Raw genomic sequence first — 16,004 nt, forward strand, 5'->3', positions numbered from 1 at the left:
GACGCCTCGTCGCGGATCTGCCGGATCGCGGCCCGGATGTTCGGGTACGCCGCGCACCGGCACAGGTTGCCGCTCATCCACTCCCGGATCTGGTCGTCGTCGGCGGCGTGCCCCTCGGCGAGGAACGCCACCGCCGACATGATCTGTCCCGGGGTGCAGTACCCGCACTGGAACGCGTCGTTGCTGACGAAGGCCCGCTGCATCGGGTGCAGGTCGACCCCGTCGGAGAGGCCCTCGATTGTGGTCACCTCGCGGGACTCGCAGGTGATCGCCAGGGTCAGGCAGGCCAGCACCCGGCGCTTGTCCACCCAGACCGTGCACGCCCCGCAGGCGCCCTGGTTGCACCCCTTCTTCGTGCCGGTCAGGTCGAGCCGGTCGCGCAGCGCGTCCAGCAGGCTGACCCGGGGTTCGATCAGGACGTTCCGGGGGGTGCCGTTGACGTGCAGTCGGACCACCACCGAGTTCGGGCCGCGGACGACGGCGTTGTCGGCGGTCTGCACCACGCCGGCCGTCTCCGAAATGGACTTCACTGATCCCCCCGCTGCGGAATGCCACCGGGCGTCGAGCGCTCCGCGTGGACCGGACGGCCCGGTCCGGGCCACCGACCCGGGGTGGAAAACGTCACCGTCGGGGGCGCCCCTCGACCGCCGGGTGCTGCCCTCACCGTACCGCCGATTGCCGCTTATCGGGCAAACAACTCAGAAGGAGCTCTGGTCACCTGTGACGGCTGTCGGTACCGCCCGGGGTCTCCGTACCGCCGGCCGCCATGTCGCCCGCCGCCGTGCCGGGCGCCCCCCGACCGGGACCCGTCGTGGTCCGGACGGCCTGTCCCGCCGTACCCGGTGCCGACTCCGCGCCGTGCGGCACGCGGGTCCGCTCGGCCCGCCACCAGCGGGCGCCGAGCACGGCGGCGGCGACCAGCCCCAGCCCGGCCGGGGCGACCGCGAACCAGTTCACCTCGTCCGGCGAGACCACCGCCGCGCCCACCGCGGCGTACCCGAACGCCGAGGGAGCCGAGGCCAGCACGCTGCCGACCAGGAACGGCAGCAGCCGGGCGCCGGTGGTGCCGTAGCCGTAGCTGACCAGCCCGAAACCGCCGATCGGCACCAGCCGTACGGAGACCACCCCGAGCACGCTCTGCCGGGCGAACCAGTGGTCGAGCCGGGCCAGCCGGCCGCGTACCCGTTCGGCGACGAAGTCGCGACCGAGCAGCCGACCGACCGCGAACCCGGCAGCGGCGGCCAGCAGCGCCGCGGCCAGCGTGTAGCCGGCACCGCCCAGCGGGCCGAAGATCGCGCCCCAGACCACGGTGATCGCGGTCCGGGGGACCAGGGCGAGCATCAGCACCGCGCCCACCCCCACGGCGACGACCGGGGCCAGCGGGCCGAGCCGGTCCGCCAGCCCGGGCAGCGCGGCCAGGTCCGGCCGGGGTGCCACCAGCAGGGCCAGCCCGAGCGACCCGAGCAGCAGGAGCAGCAGGGCGAACCGCGCGACCGACCGCTGGCGCAGCAGCCGTCGGACGCGCCCGATCACGCCCGGACGGCGGCCAGCGCGGCGGCGCGCTCGGCGCGCAGCCGCTCCGACCAGGTGTCGTCCAGCGGCGGCAGCTGGTGCGCGCCGGTCGCCCAGCGCAGCAGCAGGTCGGCCAGGGCCGGGTTGCGGGCCAGCGCCGGACCGTGCGAGTACGTGCCGAGCAACTTGCCCCGCCAGGCGCCCTCGGTGCCGCCGTCGTTGCCGATGCCGGTGGTGACCCGGGCCAGCGGGGCGACCCCGGAGCCCAGGTGGGTACGACCACCGTGGTTCTCGAAACCGCTCAGCGGCGGCAGCCCGAGTCGGGGGTCGATGTCGCCGGCGAGTTCGCCGACCGCCCGACTCGGTCCCCGGTCGGAGTGCAAATCGAGCAGGTCCAGCCCGGCGCACTTGGCGCCCTTGGCGAAGAACGAGCCGCCCAGCAGCTGGTAGCCGGCGCAGACCGCGAACACCACCGAACCCTGCGCGACGGCACGGTGCAGGCCCCCGTCGGCGAGCAGCCGCTGCGCGCCGAGCGCCTGCGGGCCGTCCTCGCCGCCACCGAGCAGATAGATGTCGGCGGTGGTGGGGAGCCGCTGGTCGGAGCGGATCTCGATGGTCTCGACCGGCATCCCGCGCAGCTGGGCGCGCCGGGCGAGGATCAGCATGTTGCCCCGGTCACCGTAGGTGGAGAGCAGGTCCGGGTAGATCCAGACGATGCGCAGCACGCTCTCGGATCCGCTGTGCACCGGGTATCCCCTGTCAGTTGACACGGTCCAACTCCGCTCGGATGTCCTGGAACGCCGTGTAGTTGGCGATCACCTCTAGTCGGCCCGGCGGCACGCTGGCGACGGCGTCCGCGAAGGCCCGCACGTGCTGGAACGGTACGCCGTTGACGTCGAGCCGGACGGCCAGGTCGTAGGCGCGGTCCCCGGTGATCAGCACCTGGCGTCCGCGCAGTGGCGAGAAGTCGACGTCGAAGAGCCAGGAGGTGTCCAGCCCGTCAGGGTCCCGGGCGTTGATCGACAGCAGGGTGGGTGCCTCCTCGGCCATGTCGAACGCCTCGAGCCAGCTCGCCGGGTTCTTCGCCAGCAGCAGCCGGATGGTCCGACCGTCCTTGACCACCTGGGCGTACCGGCCGGCGACCGAGGCGACCCCGGCCAGCCGGGAGACCGCGTCGTTGGGGCGTACCCCGAACTCGGCGGCGACGGCGAGCGCGGTGGCGGCGTTGCCGAGGTTGACCCGGCCCGGCAGTTGCAGCACCACCTTGTGCCAGGCGCCGGCGGGGTCGAGCACGCCGTCGTCCTCGACCACCCACTGCGGCTCGGGCCGGCGCAACCAGCAGCCGGTGCACCACCACTGGTCGGACATCCGCTCGATGGGGGAGCCGCACTCGGGGCAGACCCAGGAGTCGTCGTGCCAGCGCTGGCCGGCGCTGAACCAGGTGACCGGCGCGGGGCGGACCGCCTCGCTGCGGGTCGCCGGCGGGGTCGCCGCCCAGACCACCATCGGGTCGTCGGCGTTCGCCACCACCCGCACCGAGGGGTGGCGGACCAGCGCGGCCCGCCACAGCTGCGCCATCATCGCCACCTCCTTGGCCCGGTCGAGCTGGTCCCGGGAGAGGTTGAGCAGGGCTACCACCCGTGGCTCGGTCGCCTCCAGGACCTGGGCCAGGTAGTGCTCGTCGACCTCCAGCACCGCGTACGGGGTGCTGCCCGCCTTGGCCAGCGCGGAGGTGTGCCCGGTCGGCATGTTGGCGCCGAACGAGTTCGTGGCGACCGGGCCGAGCACGCCGACCGCGGCGGCGGTCAGCCGGGTGGTGGTGGTCTTGCCGTTGGTGCCCGAGATCAGCGCGATCGCCCGGCCGGCGGCCAGGTGCGCCAGGAGATCCGGGTCGATCTTGAGGCCGATCCAGCCGCCGATCACCGAGCCGTCACCCCGGCCGGCGGCCCGGGACAGGGCCGCGGCGGTGCGAGATACGGAGCTGGCCACCTTTGCCCGAAGGGGCATCTTCGCGTCCGTCACGCGAGCGAGGTTACCGGACGGGGCGGGGCGGCCGACCGTCGCACGAAGTACCCGTCCGGAGCAGGCGGGAAGTCCGGTACGGGCGGCGGGACGCTCCCGGGCGGGTCGCCGGTGCCGGCGACGGTGGTGGAGTGGGACCGGACGGGCCGATTCCTCCACCTGGCGCGGTCCGCCGTGATTTTTTCCTCCACTTCCCTCCCGGCCGGTCCCCACCGGGCCGGTTCCACCGACCGGAGCCCTCGGGAAAAAGGGGTGAAGCCTCGCGATTGGTGCAGGGGTTGACGGTGTCGGATAACGGACCCCCGGGCCGGGGGCTCCGTTTCCCTCCACCGAGCCCCACCCCGTTTGACGTGCGGTTTCATCCGGACATCGGGCGCGATTCCCGGGCGATTCCGGTTGCGGGTGGAGGGAAGTGGAGTAGAGTGGGGCGCGATGGGGGGCCAGGAGGGCCCGCCGGCCCGGGGGGCAGCGGCGCCGCGAACGCCGCTGAAAAGGGCGAGGGGGTTGGGCCGGTGTTTCTCGGCACGCACACCCCGCGCCTGGACGACAAGGGCCGGCTGATCCTTCCGGCCAAGTTCCGGGATGAGCTGGCGGGAGGTGTCGTGATCACCAAGGGGCAGGAGCGCTGCCTGTACGTCTTCCCGATGCCCGAGTTCCAGCGCATCGCCGGCCAGCTGCGCGAGCAGCCGATGACGCACAAGGCCGCCCGGGCCTACAGCCGGGTCTTCTTCGCCAGCGCCCACGACGAGATCCCGGACAAGCAGGGCCGGGTCACCATACCGATCCATCTGCGGGAGTACGCCGCACTGGACCGGGATCTGGTGGTGATCGGGGCGAGCACCCGGGTCGAGATCTGGGACAAGCGGGCCTGGGAGACCTACCTCGCGGAGAACGAAGAGGAGTTCGCCGACATCGAGGAGGGGGTGCTGCCGGGCGGACTGTAGGGCGGAGCGTGCCGACGCCCGACGTACTGCGAGATCTCCACCCGCTCGAGGTTCCTGGCGCCTCTTCCCCGGTGCCAGGCGCGATCCGCCGGTAGGTCCGAAGGTCGGACCCGGTGGGCCAGAGCGGATGGGGATCTGGCGGTACGACGAGCAGTGACAGACAGCGGGCACGTCCGGACGAGACAGGGTCAGTGGGGGTCGAAATGGGGGAGCTACGCGGTACGCACGTACCGGTGCTGCTTGAGCGGTGTCTCGAGCTGCTCGCCCCCGCCCTGGGCCGCGACGACCGGCCGACCGTGTACGTCGACGCGACGCTCGGGCTGGCCGGGCACGCCGAGGCGGTGCTGGCCGCCCATCCGCGTACCGTCCTGATCGGACTCGACCGGGACACCGAGGCGCTCGCCCACGCGCGGGCCCGACTCGCCCGGTACGCCGACCGGATCCACCTGGTGCACGCGGTCTACGACGAGTTCGCCGAGGTGCTGGAGCGGCTCGGGTACGGCGGCGTGGACGGCGTGCTGTTCGACCTCGGCGTCTCCTCGCTCCAACTCGACGCACCCGACCGCGGGTTCGCCTACGCGCAGGACGCGCCGCTGGACATGCGGATGGACCAGACGTCCGGGACCACCGCCGAGGAGGTGCTCAACACCTACTCGCACGGGGAACTCGCCCGGGTGCTGCGGGTGTACGGCGAGGAGCGGTTCGCCGGCCGGATCGCCTCGGCGATCATCCGGGAACGGGAACGGTCCCGGTTGACCTCCTCGGCCCGGCTGGCCGAGCTGGTCCGGGAGTCGATCCCGGCGCCAGCCCGACGAACGGGTGGACATCCGGCGAAAAGAACGTTTCAGGCTCTGCGGATCGAGGTAAACCGGGAGCTGGCCGCGCTGGAAACGGCGCTGCCGGCCGCCCTGGACGCACTGTCCCCGGGCGGTCGTGCGGTGGTGCTGTCCTACCACTCGTTGGAGGACCGGATCACCAAACAGGTGTTCGCCGGCCGGGCCCGCAGTACGGGCCCGGTCGACCTTCCGGTCGAGCTGCCCGGTACCGGGCCGATGCTGCGGTTGCTCAGCCGGGGGGCTGAGCTGCCGGGCGAGGCGGAGGTCGCGGTCAATCCGCGCGCCGCCTCGGTGCGGCTGCGGGCGGCCGAGCGGATCGACCCGTCCGACGACCGGACCCCGGCGACGACAACGAGGAGGACCGCCCGCGAACGGTCCGGCCGAGGTGTCGCGCCCGGGGCGTCGAACGGGTCGGGAGGAACTGAACGGGACTTGCCGCGATCGCCGGTCCACGGCGGCGGCACGACGGTACAGGGGGAGGGAACATGAACGTCAACAAGCGCGAGCGTCGGGTCGAGCCCGACGTGACGCGCGGCGCTGGACAGCGCACACCGCGGTCGGGGGGCCGGACCACGGTGCAGCGGGCCGGGCGTACGGATGGCGGCCGGTCCAATGCGGCACCGGCGAGCCGGGTACGGGGGGCACGGGAGTACCCGACGCAGGGCAGTGCCGCCCTGCGGGCACAGGACTGGGAGACGTCGGCCGAGCCGGACCGGACGGTACGGGTCTGGGACAGTTCGGCGGAACGGCCGGAGCGGCCGGCGGAGTCCGGTAGGGCCACCCCGGCCGGCCGGCGGACCCGGCTCCGGGTCGCCCCGCCGCTGCCGGTGGCCCGGCCCCGGGTTTCCTTCGTGGCGCTGATCCTGGTGCTGGTGGTCGGCGGGATGCTCGGCATCCTGGTGGTCAACAGCAAGGTGAACGAGAACGCGTTCCGCCTGGAGCGGCTGCAGCAGCAGCAGTCCACCCTGGACATCCAACAGCAGGAGCTGCAGCAAAAGATCGACGAGGCGGAGGTGCCGGGCAACCTGGCCGCCCGGGCCCGCAAGCTGGGCCTGGTCGACTCGGGTCCGCCCGCCTTCATCCAGCTGCCCGACGGCCAGGTGATCGGTGTGCCGCAGCCGGCCGGCGGCGAACCGGCGATCACCAGTCCGCAGGGTGCCGGGGGATAGTCGGTGGCCTCGCGGTCCGACGAACCGCGCCGGGACACGTCGGTGTCCCGGCGCGGCGCGTCACGCGCCGGTGACGGCCGGCGGTCCGGTGCCGACGGCCGGGGAGCCGGCGGTGGCCGGGACTCCGGCGACGGTCGACGATCCGGCACTGACGGCCGGGACTCCGGCGGCACGTCCGGACGTGACGGGGCCGGCTTCGCCGGCATCTCCGACGCCCGGGCCTACACCCCGCGCGGACGTACCGTGCGGGACACCCCGGAACTGTCCCGGCGGTACCGGAGCAACCCCGGTGACCCGGTCGAGGTCACCGGGCGGCGGGCCGGCACCGCCGATCCCGGCCAGGGCCGGCGTACCCCACGGAGCAGCCGTTCCGGCGATCCGTTCCGGCCCGCGCTGCAGGTGCTCGACGGCGGCCGGGCCGGCACCCGGACCGTCCGGCGGGCCGCGTCCGGCACCGGCCGGACGGTCACCGCCCGGCCGCTCGGCGGCGACGCGGAACCGGCGGCACCGGCCCGGCGGCCGACGGCCGACGGTCCGCCCCGCGGCGGCGGTGGCGGCGGGCGACGGCCCCGGCGCCCCCGCAAGCCGCCCCGACTGGCCGACTCGCACCGGCGGCTGCGGCTGGGCACCCTGCTCGCCCTGGCCATGTTCACCACCATCGGCATCCGCCTGGTCGCGCTGCAGGTCGTCGAAGCCCCGGAATACCAGGGCAACGGCCTGGCCGACCGGCTCCGTGAGGTGGTGCTGCCGGCGCCGCGCGGCGGCATCTACGACCGCTACGGCGCGCCGCTGGTCCGCAGCGTCGAGGCACGGTACGTCTTCGCCGACCCCACCCTGATCGAGGACCCGGCGCGCACCGCCGCGATGCTCTCGCCACTGCTCGGTATCGCCGCCTCCGACCTGGTCGAGGGGATGAAGCCGCGCAAGCGGCCGGACGGGCGGGCGTCCCAGTTCGAGTACCTGGCCCGGGGGGTCGAGACCGCCACCGCCGAGAAGGTCCTGGCGCTCGACCTGGCGGGCATCGGCACCGGCCGGGACGAGCGCCGGGAGGTGCCCGGCGGCGACCTGGCCGCCAACCTGCTCGGCTTCACCAGCGAGGACCTGCACGGCCTGGAAGGGCTGGAGGCGCGCTACGACGACCTGCTGCAGGGCGTCAACGGCAAACGGGTGTACGAGGTCGGCAAGGGCGAACTCGCCGCCGAGATCCCCGGTGGCTACAACCGGGTCACCAAAGCCCGGCCGGGCAGTTCGATCGAGCTCACCATCGACCGTGACCTCCAGTACGTGGTGCAGCGGATCCTCGGCCAGCGGATGCAGGAGGTCGACGGCAGCACCGGCGCGGCCGTGGTCCTCGACGTACGGACCGGCGAGGTGCTCGCCCAGGCCAGCTATCCGACGTACAACGCGGCGGACTGGAAGAAGTACGACTCGGAGGACCGCAACGACGCGGCCACCAGTTTTGTCGTCGACCCCGGTTCGGTGCACAAGGCGATCGTCTTCGGCGCCGGGCTGGAGGAGGGGGTGATCACCCCGCAGACCGCCTGGCCGATCGCCAACGGCATCTGGAAGGGCGACCAGTACTTCCCCGACACCCATCCGGTGGGCGGCCGGAAGCTCAGCGTGGCGGGAATGCTCGGTTTCTCCTCCAACGTCGGCACCATCAAGATCGCCGACGCGCTCGGTGCCGAGAAGGTCTACCAGTACCAGCTCAAGTTCGGGTTGGGCCAGGCCACCGGCGAGGGAGTGCTCGGCGAGGCGTCCGGACGGGTGCTGAAGCCGCCGAAGGAGTGGAGCGGGTCGACGTACGGGTCGGTGCCGATCGGGCACAGCGTCGACGTCACACCCCTGCAGATGGCCGCCGTCTACGCGGCGATCGCCAACGACGGCAAGTGGGTGCAGCCGCACCTGGTCCGGGGAATCATCCCCTCGGACGGCTCCCGTCGGGCCGGGCCGGCACCGAAGACCCGCCAGGTGCTCAGCCCGCAGACCGCCGCCGCGCTGCGGCAGCTGATGGAGGCGCCGGTGACCATCGAGGGCGGCACCGCCAGCAAGGCGGCCATCCCCGGCTACCGGGTCGCCGGCAAGACCGGCACCGGCTCCCGGGTCGTCGACGGGCGCTACGCCCCCGGTGAGGTCGCCTCGTTCATCGGAATGGACCAGGCGGACCAGCCCCGGTACGTGATCGCGGTCTTCGCGCACACGCCGCAGGGCGGCGGCGGGGACATCTCCGCGCCGGCGTTCAAGGAGATGATGGAGTACACCCTGCGGCACTACCGGGTGCCGTCGACCGGCGCCGCTCCGCCGAAGTTCGTGGTCTATCCGCGTTGACCAGGCCGAACAGGACATCATCGGTAGGTGCGGGCAAACCACCGGGGCGGCTGTGCGGGGTGGACCCCCCGACGGGGTAGGGTCTGACGCCGTGCCCGGCAATCCCCGTCCCCAGGCCGTGACGCCGATCCGGCTCGCCGATCTTGCCGCGCGGGTCGCCGCCGACCCTGTTGCGCGGGTCGAGCTGCCCGGCGTCGAGCTGCCACCCGGCTGGGCCGAGGTGACGGTCACCGGGGTCACCCACGCCAGCGGCGAGGTCCGCCCCGGCGACCTGTACGCCGCCCTGCCCGGCGCCCGCCGGCACGGCGCCGAGTTCCTCCCGGCGGTCGTGGCGGCCGGCGCGGTCGCCGTACTCACCGATCCGGCCGGGGCGGCGGCGGCCGCCGAGGCGGGGCTGCCGGCCCTGGTCGTACCGGACCCGCGGGCGGTGCTCGGCGAGCTGGCGAGCGCGGTCTACGGCGATCCGACGGCCGGACTGACCGTGATCGGGATCACCGGTACCGCCGGCAAGACCAGCACCAGTTACCTGATCGAGTCGGGACTGCGGGCCGCCGGCCACGTCACCGGGCTGATCGGCACCGTCGAGTGCCGCCTCGGGGACCTGGTGGTGGAGAGCGTCCGGACCACTCCGGAGGCCACCGACCTGCACGCCATGCTGGCCGCCGCCCGGGAGCGCGGGGTCACCGCGGTGGCGATGGAGGTCTCCAGCCACGCGCTGGTGATGGGCCGGGTCGGCGGGGTGCGGTTCGCCGTCGGCGGCTACACCAACTTCGGCCACGACCACCTGGACTTCCACGCCGACGTCGCGGACTACTTCGCCGCCAAGGCCCGGCTGTTCGACGGCCGGTGCGCCGCCGAGGTGCTCAACCACGACGACCCGGCGCTGCGACCCCTGGTCCGACCGGCGACGGTCACCTTCTCCGCGAACGGTGACCCGGCCGCGACCTGGCGGGCGGAGCGGATCCGTGACGTCGGCTACACCCAGACCTTCATCGCCCACGGGCCGGACGGGGTGGCCGTCGAGGCGGCGGTGGCGCTGCCCGGCCGGCACAACGTCGCCAACGCGCTGCTGGCGATCGCCACGCTGGTCGCCGCCGGGGTGGACCCGGCGGTCGCGGCGGCCGGGGTGGCCGCCTGCCCCGGCGTTCCCGGCCGGCTGGAACTGGTCGACGCGCCCGGCCCGGTCCGTGGCGTCGTCGACTTCGCGCACACCCCGGACGCGACCGTCGCCGCGCTCACCGCGCTGCGCGAGCTGACCGGTGCCGACCACCGGCTGATCTGCGTGCTCGGCTCCGGCGGCGACCGGGACCAGGGCAAGCGGGCGCTGATGGGCGCCGCCGCGGCCAGGGGCGCCGACCTGGTGGTGGTGACCGACGACAACCCGCGCAGCGAGGACCCGGCGGTGATCCGGGCCGCGGTGCGCCGGGGCGCCGAGGAGGCCGCCACCCCGGCCCGGGTCGTCGAGGTGGGCGGACGCCGCGCCGCGATCGCGGAGGCGGTCCGGCTGGCCGAGCCCGGCGACGTGGTCGCGGTGCTCGGCAAGGGGCACGAGCGGGGTCAGGAGATCGGCGGCCGGACCGAGCCCTTCGACGACCGCGTCGAGCTCGCCACCGCGCTCGCCGCCCGGTTCAACACCCTGCTGGAGCGACGATGATCCCAATGACCCTGGCCGAGGTGGCCGCCGCCGTCGACGGGCGGCTGGCCGCCGACGACCCGGAACTGACCGTCACCGGGCCGGTCGAGTTCGACTCCCGCGAGGTACGCCCCGGCGGGCTGTTCGTGGCCTTCCCCGGGGAGAAGGTCGACGGGCACGACTACGCGGCGGCGGCGGTCGCCGAGCGGGGCGCGGTCGGCGTACTCGGCTCCCGGGCGGTCGACGGTGTGCCGATGGTGCTGGTCGACGACGCCCGGGTGGCGATGGGCCGGCTGGCCCGGGCGGTACTGGACCGGCTGCCCGAGCTGACCGTGATCGGGCTGACCGGTTCGTCCGGGAAGACCACCACCAAGGATCTGGTCGGCCAGCTCACCGCCCGACTCGGCCCGACGGTCGCCCCGGCCGGGTCGTTCAACAACGAGCTGGGGCACCCGTACACCGCGCTGCGGGCGGACGCCGACACCCGGTACCTGGTGCTGGAGAAGGGCGCCCGGGGGATCGGGCACGTCCGCTACCTGTGCGAGATCGCGCCGCCCCGGATCGCGGTGGTGACCAACGTCGGCACGTCGCACATCGGCGAGTTCGGCTCCGTCGAGGCGATCGCCCTGGCCAAGGGGGAACTGGTCGAGGCGCTGCCGGCCGCCGGGTTGGCGGTGCTCAACGCCGACGACCCCCGGGTCCGGGCCATGGCGGAGCGGACCGCCGGCCGGGTGGTGCTGGTGGGTGAGGCCGCCGACGCCGAGGTGCGGGCCGAGGACGTGCTCCTCGACGAGCGCGGCCGGGCGTCGTACACCCTGGTCACCCCGAACGGGCGGGTGCCGGTACGGCTCGGGGTCAGCGGCCGGCACCAGGTCGGCAACACCCTGGCCGCGGCGGCGGTGGCGCTGGATCTCGGCATGCCGCTGGCCGAGCTGCCGGAGGCGCTCGGCGCGCTGGTGCTGCCCTCGACCCGGCGGATGGACGTCTTCGACCGGGCCGACGGGGTGACGGTGATCGACGACTCGTACAACGCGAATCCCGGCTCGATGGGCGCCGCGCTGCACGCGTTGGCCGCGATGGGCCGGGACCGGCGTACCGTCGCGGTGCTCGGCTACATGGCCGAGCTGGGCGATTTCGAGCGCGCCGGTCACGAGGAGGTCGGCCGGCTCGCGGCCGAGCTGGGCGTCGACCGGTTGTTGGTGGTCGGTGAAACGGCCGCGCCGATCCGGGACGGAGCGGTGGCGGTGGCGGATTGGGGAGGAGAGTCGGTGCTGGTTACCGATCAGCAGGCGGCGATCGGGCTGCTGCGGCGTGAGCTGCGGTCGGGCGACGTCGTCCTGGTGAAGGGTTCGCGTTACCGCACCTGGGACGTGGTCGACGCGCTGCGTGAGGCGGCCGCCGGCCCCCAGGGGGACGCCCGATGAGCCACGTGACGGACGGGTCGGTTACGGCGGAAGGCGTCGCGGCGTGAGGGCGGTTGTCGTCGCCATCTTCGTGGCGTTCCTGATCTCGCTCTTCACCACACCGATCGCGATCAAGGTCTTCACCCGGTTGAAGGCCGGTCAACCGATCCGGGCCGAGGGCCCGATCATGCACCAGGGCAAGAAGGGCACCCCGACGATGGGCGGGGTGGTCTTCATCGTGGCCACGGTGATCGCGTACGTCGCCGGTCACCTCGCCCTGACCACCCTGCCCGACCAGCAGATCGCCCAGGTCACCCCGACGATCACCGCACTGGTGCTGCTCGGCCTGATGGTCTTCTCTGGCGCGGTGGGCTTCCTCGACGACTTCCTGAAGGTCCGCAAGCGCAACAGCGCCGGGCTGAACAAGCGGGGCAAGCTGCTCGGCCAGATGCTGGTCGGTGCGGTCTTCGGGGTGGTCGCGCTCTACTTCCCGAGCACCGCCGGGGTGACGGTCGGCAGTACGGCGCTCTCCTTCATCCGCGACATCAACGCGCTGGAGGTCGGCAAGATCGCCTCGGTGGTCATCTTCATCTTCGTGGTGATGGCGACGACCAACGGCGTGAACCTCACCGACGGTCTGGACGGTCTGGCCACCGGCGCCTCGGTGATGGTGCTGGCCGCGTACGCCCTGATCGCGTTCTGGCAGTACCGGCACTGGTGCGCGGACGAGGCGTACGCCGCCGGTGGGGCGTACTGCTACGTGGTCCGGGACCCGTTGGAGATCGCCCTGATAGCCGGGGCGGCGGCCGGCGCCTGCGTCGGCTTCCTCTGGTGGAACACCTCACCGGCCCGGATCTTCATGGGTGACACCGGGGCGCTCGGCCTCGGCGGCCTGATCGCCGGCATGGCGATGGCCACCCGGACGCTGTTCCTCCTGATCATCCTCGGCGGACTCTTCGTGATCATCACGATGTCCGTGGTGATCCAGATCATCTCCTTCCGTACCACCGGTAAGCGGGTCTTCCGGATGTCCCCGCTCCAGCACCACTTCGAGCTCGCCGGATGGAGCGAGGTCAACATCGTCGTCCGGTTCTGGATCATCGCCGGGATCGGGGTGGCGATCGCCCTGGCGCTGTTCTACAGCGAGTTCCTCACCGCGGTCAGCTGATCTCCTACCCGCCCGGCAGGCTCGGTCGGTCATGGACCTGTCGCCGGATCCGCACCGGATCCGGCGACACGCTCCATGATCGACAGGGGCCGGCGGGGCGGTGCCGACACGCCGGTCGGGCGATTACCCGGCGGCGACCCCGGGCAGCGTCGATGATGGGCGGAACCGGGAGGACGAAGGAGTGGCGCGGTGACGGACGAGGCGCCACGGCGACCGACGGGGGACGGCGGCCCCGACGGTGGGCGTGCGGGTACTGGCGGCCCTGACGACGCACGTGCGGCGCCGGGAGGCACCGACGCCGCCCCGGTGGCCGGCGGCGGCCCCGACGGCGGACGAACGGGCCCTGGCGCGCGTACCGCGGGTGGCGCCCCGGAACCGGGCCGCACCAAGGGCGGCGACCCGGCGTACCCGTCGGCCGGCTCCGGCGTCGACCTGGCCGGCGGCCTGGCCGCGCTGCGCGGGCTGCTGGCCCGGCCGCTCGCCTCCTACTACCTGCTCATCTCCAGCTCGGGACTGCTGCTGCTGATCGGGCTGACCATGGTCTTCTCGGCGACCAGCGTCCGGGCGCTGGCCACCGACGGCAACCCCTTCGCGATGTTCGCCAAGCAGGCGCTCTTCGCGCTGATCGGGCTCGGTGCCTTCTGGGCCTGCCAGCGGTTGCCGGCCAGCACCTTCCGGTCCATCGCGCTGCCGACCCTCGGCGTCGCGGTGGTGCTGCTGGTCCTGCTCGACGCGTTGCACGCCCTCGGCAGACTCACCGGAGACGCCACCCTCGGTCCGCTCAAGGCCCAGCTGCTCTGGCTGGTCATCGGCCCGATCCAGGTACAACCCTCCGAGCTGGCGAAGTTCGGCCTGGTCCTCTGGGGCGCCGACATGATCGCCCGGAAGGGTGCGGCGCTGGGCTGGTGGCGGGAACTGGCCACCCCGCTCTTTCCCGCCGTCGGCCTGCTGTTCGTCCTGGTCGGCTACAACGACCTCGGCACCATGCTCTGTCTGCTCGCCATCGTCGTCGGACTGCTCTGGGCGGCCGGGGTCCGCAAGCGGGTCTTCGCCCTGCTGTCGGTGCTCGGGCTGGTCGGCGTCGGCCTGCTGGTCGCCGCCGCCTCCCTCGGGGCCGGCTCGGGTGAGCAGGGCGAACAGAACTACCGGCTGGCCCGGCTGACCATGTTCCTCAACCCGCCGCCGCCGGAGGAGTGCGGGCTGGACGGCTGTTACCAGTACCTGCAGGCCCGGTACGCGATCGACAACGGCGGCTGGTTCGGCGTCGGCCTCGGCAAGAGCGTGCTCAAGTGGGACTGGCTGCCCGCCGCGCACAACGACTTCATCTTCGCCATCCTCGCCGAGGAACTCGGCGTGGTGGGCTGCGCGGTGGTGCTCAGCCTCTTCGCCGTGCTGGCGTACACCGGGCTGCGGATCGCCCGCCGGGTCGCCGACCCGTTCCGTCGGCTGGCGGCCACCGCCACCACCGCCTGGCTGATCGGCCAGGCCGTGATCAACATCGGCGGGGTGGTCGGGCTGCTGCCGATCACCGGCCTGCCGCTGCCGTTCATCTCCGACGGTGGAAGTGCCCTGGTCGTGACCATGGCCGCGGTCGGCATGCTGGCCTCCTTCGCCCGCGCCGAACCGGAAGCGGCGCGAGCCCTGCACGCCCGTCCGGCGCCCCGATGGGTCCGACTAGTGTGGGCCCCGTTGCCGCCGCTTCCCTCGGCGCGCCGACGCGGGCCGCTGCCCGCCCAGGCCCGCCGGGAACCCGTGTCCGGGTCCGGGAGACGGCGGGAGAGCGGGGCCGGGTCAACGGGTGGCCGGGCGAGGAGAGGGCGCGCCGGTACGGCGGGCGAGAGGAGACGCTGATGGGTTCGCTGCGGTCGGTGGTGCTCGCGGGAGGCGGCACGGGTGGGCACATCTACCCGTTGCTGGCGTTTGCCGACTGCCTGCGCCGACACGACCCGGGGGTACGCGTCACCTGCCTCGGTACGCCGAAGGGGATGGAGAACGAGCTGATTCCCCCGCACGGCTACGATCTGCGGCAGATTCCGGCGTATCAGCTGCCCCGTTCGGTCAACATGAACCTGATGCGTACTCCGGACCGGATGTGGAAAGCCGCCCGGGCCGCCGGGAAGGTGATCGACGAGGTACGCGCCGACGTCGTCATCGGGTTCGGCGGCTACGTCTCGGTGCCCGCCTACCTCGCCGCCTGGCGCCGTGAGCTGCCGATCGTGATCCACGAGGTGAACGTGCCGCCGGGGGTCGCCAACCGGCTCGGCATGCGGTTCACCAAGAACCTCGCGCTCGGCTTCCCGCACCAGCCGCAGCAGGCCGAGTCGCTGCGGGACGGCAGGGTGGTCGGGGTGCCACTGCGGCGCGGCATCACCGGACTGGACCGCCACGCCCAGCGGGCCGCCGCCCGGCAGCACTTCGGACTCCATCCGGACCTGCCGACCCTCTTCGTGGCCGGTGGCTCGTCGGGGGCCCGCTCGATCAACCTGGCGGTCGCCGGGGCGGCCAAGTCGCTCGCCTACGCCGGAATCCAGGTGCTGCACGTGATCGGCGCCCGCAACGAGCCGGTGAGCGTGCCCGCCGACCTTCCGGTGCCGTACGTGACGCTGCCGTACCTCTCCCAGATCGAACTCGGCTACGCCGCCGCCGACCTGATGCTGGCCCGGGGCGGCGCGATGACCTGTGCCGAGGTGGCGGCGGTCGGACTGCCCACGGTCTACGTGCCGTACCCGCACAGCAACCAGGAGCAGAAGCGCAACGCGCTGCCGGTCGTCGAGGCCGGCGGTGGCCTGCTGGTGGACGACTCCGAGATGACCGCCGGCTGGGTGGAGCAGAACATCATCCCGCTGATCCGGGACCCCCGTCGGCTCTACGCGATGGGCAACGCCGCGGCGGCGTACGGCCGGCGGGACGGGGACGAGGCGCTGCTCGACTTCGTCTACGAGGCGGTGGCCCGGTGAGGCGGGTACGGCGGGGCGACGACGTTCCGACG

At 73.3% G+C, this 16,004-nt stretch carries 12 protein-coding genes and 1 pseudogene; 9 read left to right on the top strand and 4 right to left on the bottom strand.

From position 1 onward, the window contains the following. Positions 1-14: 14 nt before the first annotated feature. The 4 genes and pseudogenes from V1633_RS19350 to V1633_RS19365 all read right to left on the bottom strand — a co-directional run. Positions 15-500 (bottom strand): annotated as a pseudogene (locus tag V1633_RS19350) ((2Fe-2S)-binding protein); the annotation flags it as partial. 214 nt (positions 501-714) lie between these two features. Further along, the gene (locus V1633_RS19355; RefSeq protein ID WP_331215755.1) at positions 715-1,533 is read right to left on the bottom strand and encodes a TVP38/TMEM64 family protein; all 819 of its coding nucleotides are present in this window, start codon (positions 1,531-1,533) and stop codon (positions 715-717) included. After that, positions 1,530-2,258 carry a type 1 glutamine amidotransferase gene (locus V1633_RS19360; protein WP_331215756.1) on the bottom strand — a complete coding sequence of 243 codons (729 nt, stop codon included), beginning with the start codon at positions 2,256-2,258 and terminating at the stop codon, positions 1,530-1,532. Before V1633_RS19360 ends, V1633_RS19355 begins: the two co-directional genes overlap by 4 nt. Positions 2,259-2,271: 13 nt before the next feature. Then, entirely contained in the window at positions 2,272-3,519 is a 1,248-nt protein-coding gene (locus V1633_RS19365; RefSeq protein ID WP_331215914.1) for a MurT ligase domain-containing protein, read from the bottom strand. A 527-nt stretch (positions 3,520-4,046) separates the two neighbouring features. Here V1633_RS19365 and mraZ point away from each other — a divergent pair. The 9 genes from mraZ (at position 4,047) to murG (ending at position 15,972) form a co-directional block, all read left to right on the top strand. Then, positions 4,047-4,478, top strand: a complete 432-nt coding sequence (mraZ, locus tag V1633_RS19370; RefSeq protein WP_331215757.1) for a division/cell wall cluster transcriptional repressor MraZ — start codon at positions 4,047-4,049, stop codon at positions 4,476-4,478. A 203-nt stretch (positions 4,479-4,681) separates the two neighbouring features. Continuing rightward, a complete protein-coding gene (gene rsmH / locus V1633_RS19375) occupies positions 4,682-5,803 on the top strand; it encodes a 16S rRNA (cytosine(1402)-N(4))-methyltransferase RsmH (protein ID WP_407952057.1) in 1,122 nt (373 codons plus the stop codon). After that, positions 5,800-6,483 (top strand): hypothetical protein, encoded by a 684-nt coding sequence (locus V1633_RS19380; protein WP_331215758.1) that lies wholly within the window; start codon positions 5,800-5,802, stop codon positions 6,481-6,483. Before rsmH ends, V1633_RS19380 begins: the two co-directional genes overlap by 4 nt. A 3-nt stretch (positions 6,484-6,486) precedes the next feature. After that, positions 6,487-8,811 carry a peptidoglycan D,D-transpeptidase FtsI family protein gene (locus tag V1633_RS19385; protein WP_331215759.1) on the top strand — a complete coding sequence of 775 codons (2,325 nt, stop codon included), beginning with the start codon at positions 6,487-6,489 and terminating at the stop codon, positions 8,809-8,811. A gap of 52 nt (positions 8,812-8,863) precedes the next feature. Next, complete coding sequence (locus V1633_RS19390) at positions 8,864-10,465, top strand: UDP-N-acetylmuramoyl-L-alanyl-D-glutamate--2,6-diaminopimelate ligase (RefSeq protein ID WP_331215760.1); 1,602 nt, start codon at positions 8,864-8,866, stop codon at positions 10,463-10,465. Continuing rightward, positions 10,462-11,868: a UDP-N-acetylmuramoyl-tripeptide--D-alanyl-D-alanine ligase gene (locus tag V1633_RS19395; RefSeq protein WP_331215761.1), complete on the top strand. Its 1,407-nt coding sequence runs from the start codon at positions 10,462-10,464 to the stop codon at positions 11,866-11,868. Before V1633_RS19390 ends, V1633_RS19395 begins: the two co-directional genes overlap by 4 nt. A 43-nt stretch (positions 11,869-11,911) precedes the next feature. Then, the gene (mraY, locus tag V1633_RS19400; RefSeq protein ID WP_331215762.1) at positions 11,912-13,015 is read left to right on the top strand and encodes a phospho-N-acetylmuramoyl-pentapeptide-transferase; all 1,104 of its coding nucleotides are present in this window, start codon (positions 11,912-11,914) and stop codon (positions 13,013-13,015) included. A 444-nt stretch (positions 13,016-13,459) separates the two neighbouring features. Then, positions 13,460-14,866, top strand: coding sequence for an FtsW/RodA/SpoVE family cell cycle protein (locus V1633_RS19405; protein WP_331215915.1), 1,407 nt, complete (start codon positions 13,460-13,462; stop codon positions 14,864-14,866). Beyond that, entirely contained in the window at positions 14,866-15,972 is a 1,107-nt protein-coding gene (gene murG / locus V1633_RS19410) for an undecaprenyldiphospho-muramoylpentapeptide beta-N-acetylglucosaminyltransferase (protein ID WP_331215763.1), read from the top strand. Before V1633_RS19405 ends, murG begins: the two co-directional genes overlap by 1 nt. The last annotated feature ends 32 nt before the right edge of the window (positions 15,973-16,004 follow it).

The sequence above is a fragment of the Plantactinospora sonchi genome, from assembly GCF_036422035.1.
Classification (GTDB): domain Bacteria; phylum Actinomycetota; class Actinomycetes; order Mycobacteriales; family Micromonosporaceae; genus Plantactinospora; species Plantactinospora sonchi.

Coding starts and splice junctions, on each gene's coding strand:
- murG (WP_331215763.1), top strand. CDS start 14,866: ATGGGTTCGCTGCGGTCGGTGGTGCTCGCGGGAGGCGGCACGGGTGGG.
- V1633_RS19380 (WP_331215758.1), top strand. CDS start 5,800: ATGAACGTCAACAAGCGCGAGCGTCGGGTCGAGCCCGACGTGACGCGC.
- V1633_RS19395 (WP_331215761.1), top strand. CDS start 10,462: ATGATCCCAATGACCCTGGCCGAGGTGGCCGCCGCCGTCGACGGGCGG.
- V1633_RS19365 (WP_331215914.1), bottom strand. CDS start 3,519: ATGCCCCTTCGGGCAAAGGTGGCCAGCTCCGTATCTCGCACCGCCGCG.
- rsmH (WP_407952057.1), top strand. CDS start 4,682: ATGGGGGAGCTACGCGGTACGCACGTACCGGTGCTGCTTGAGCGGTGT.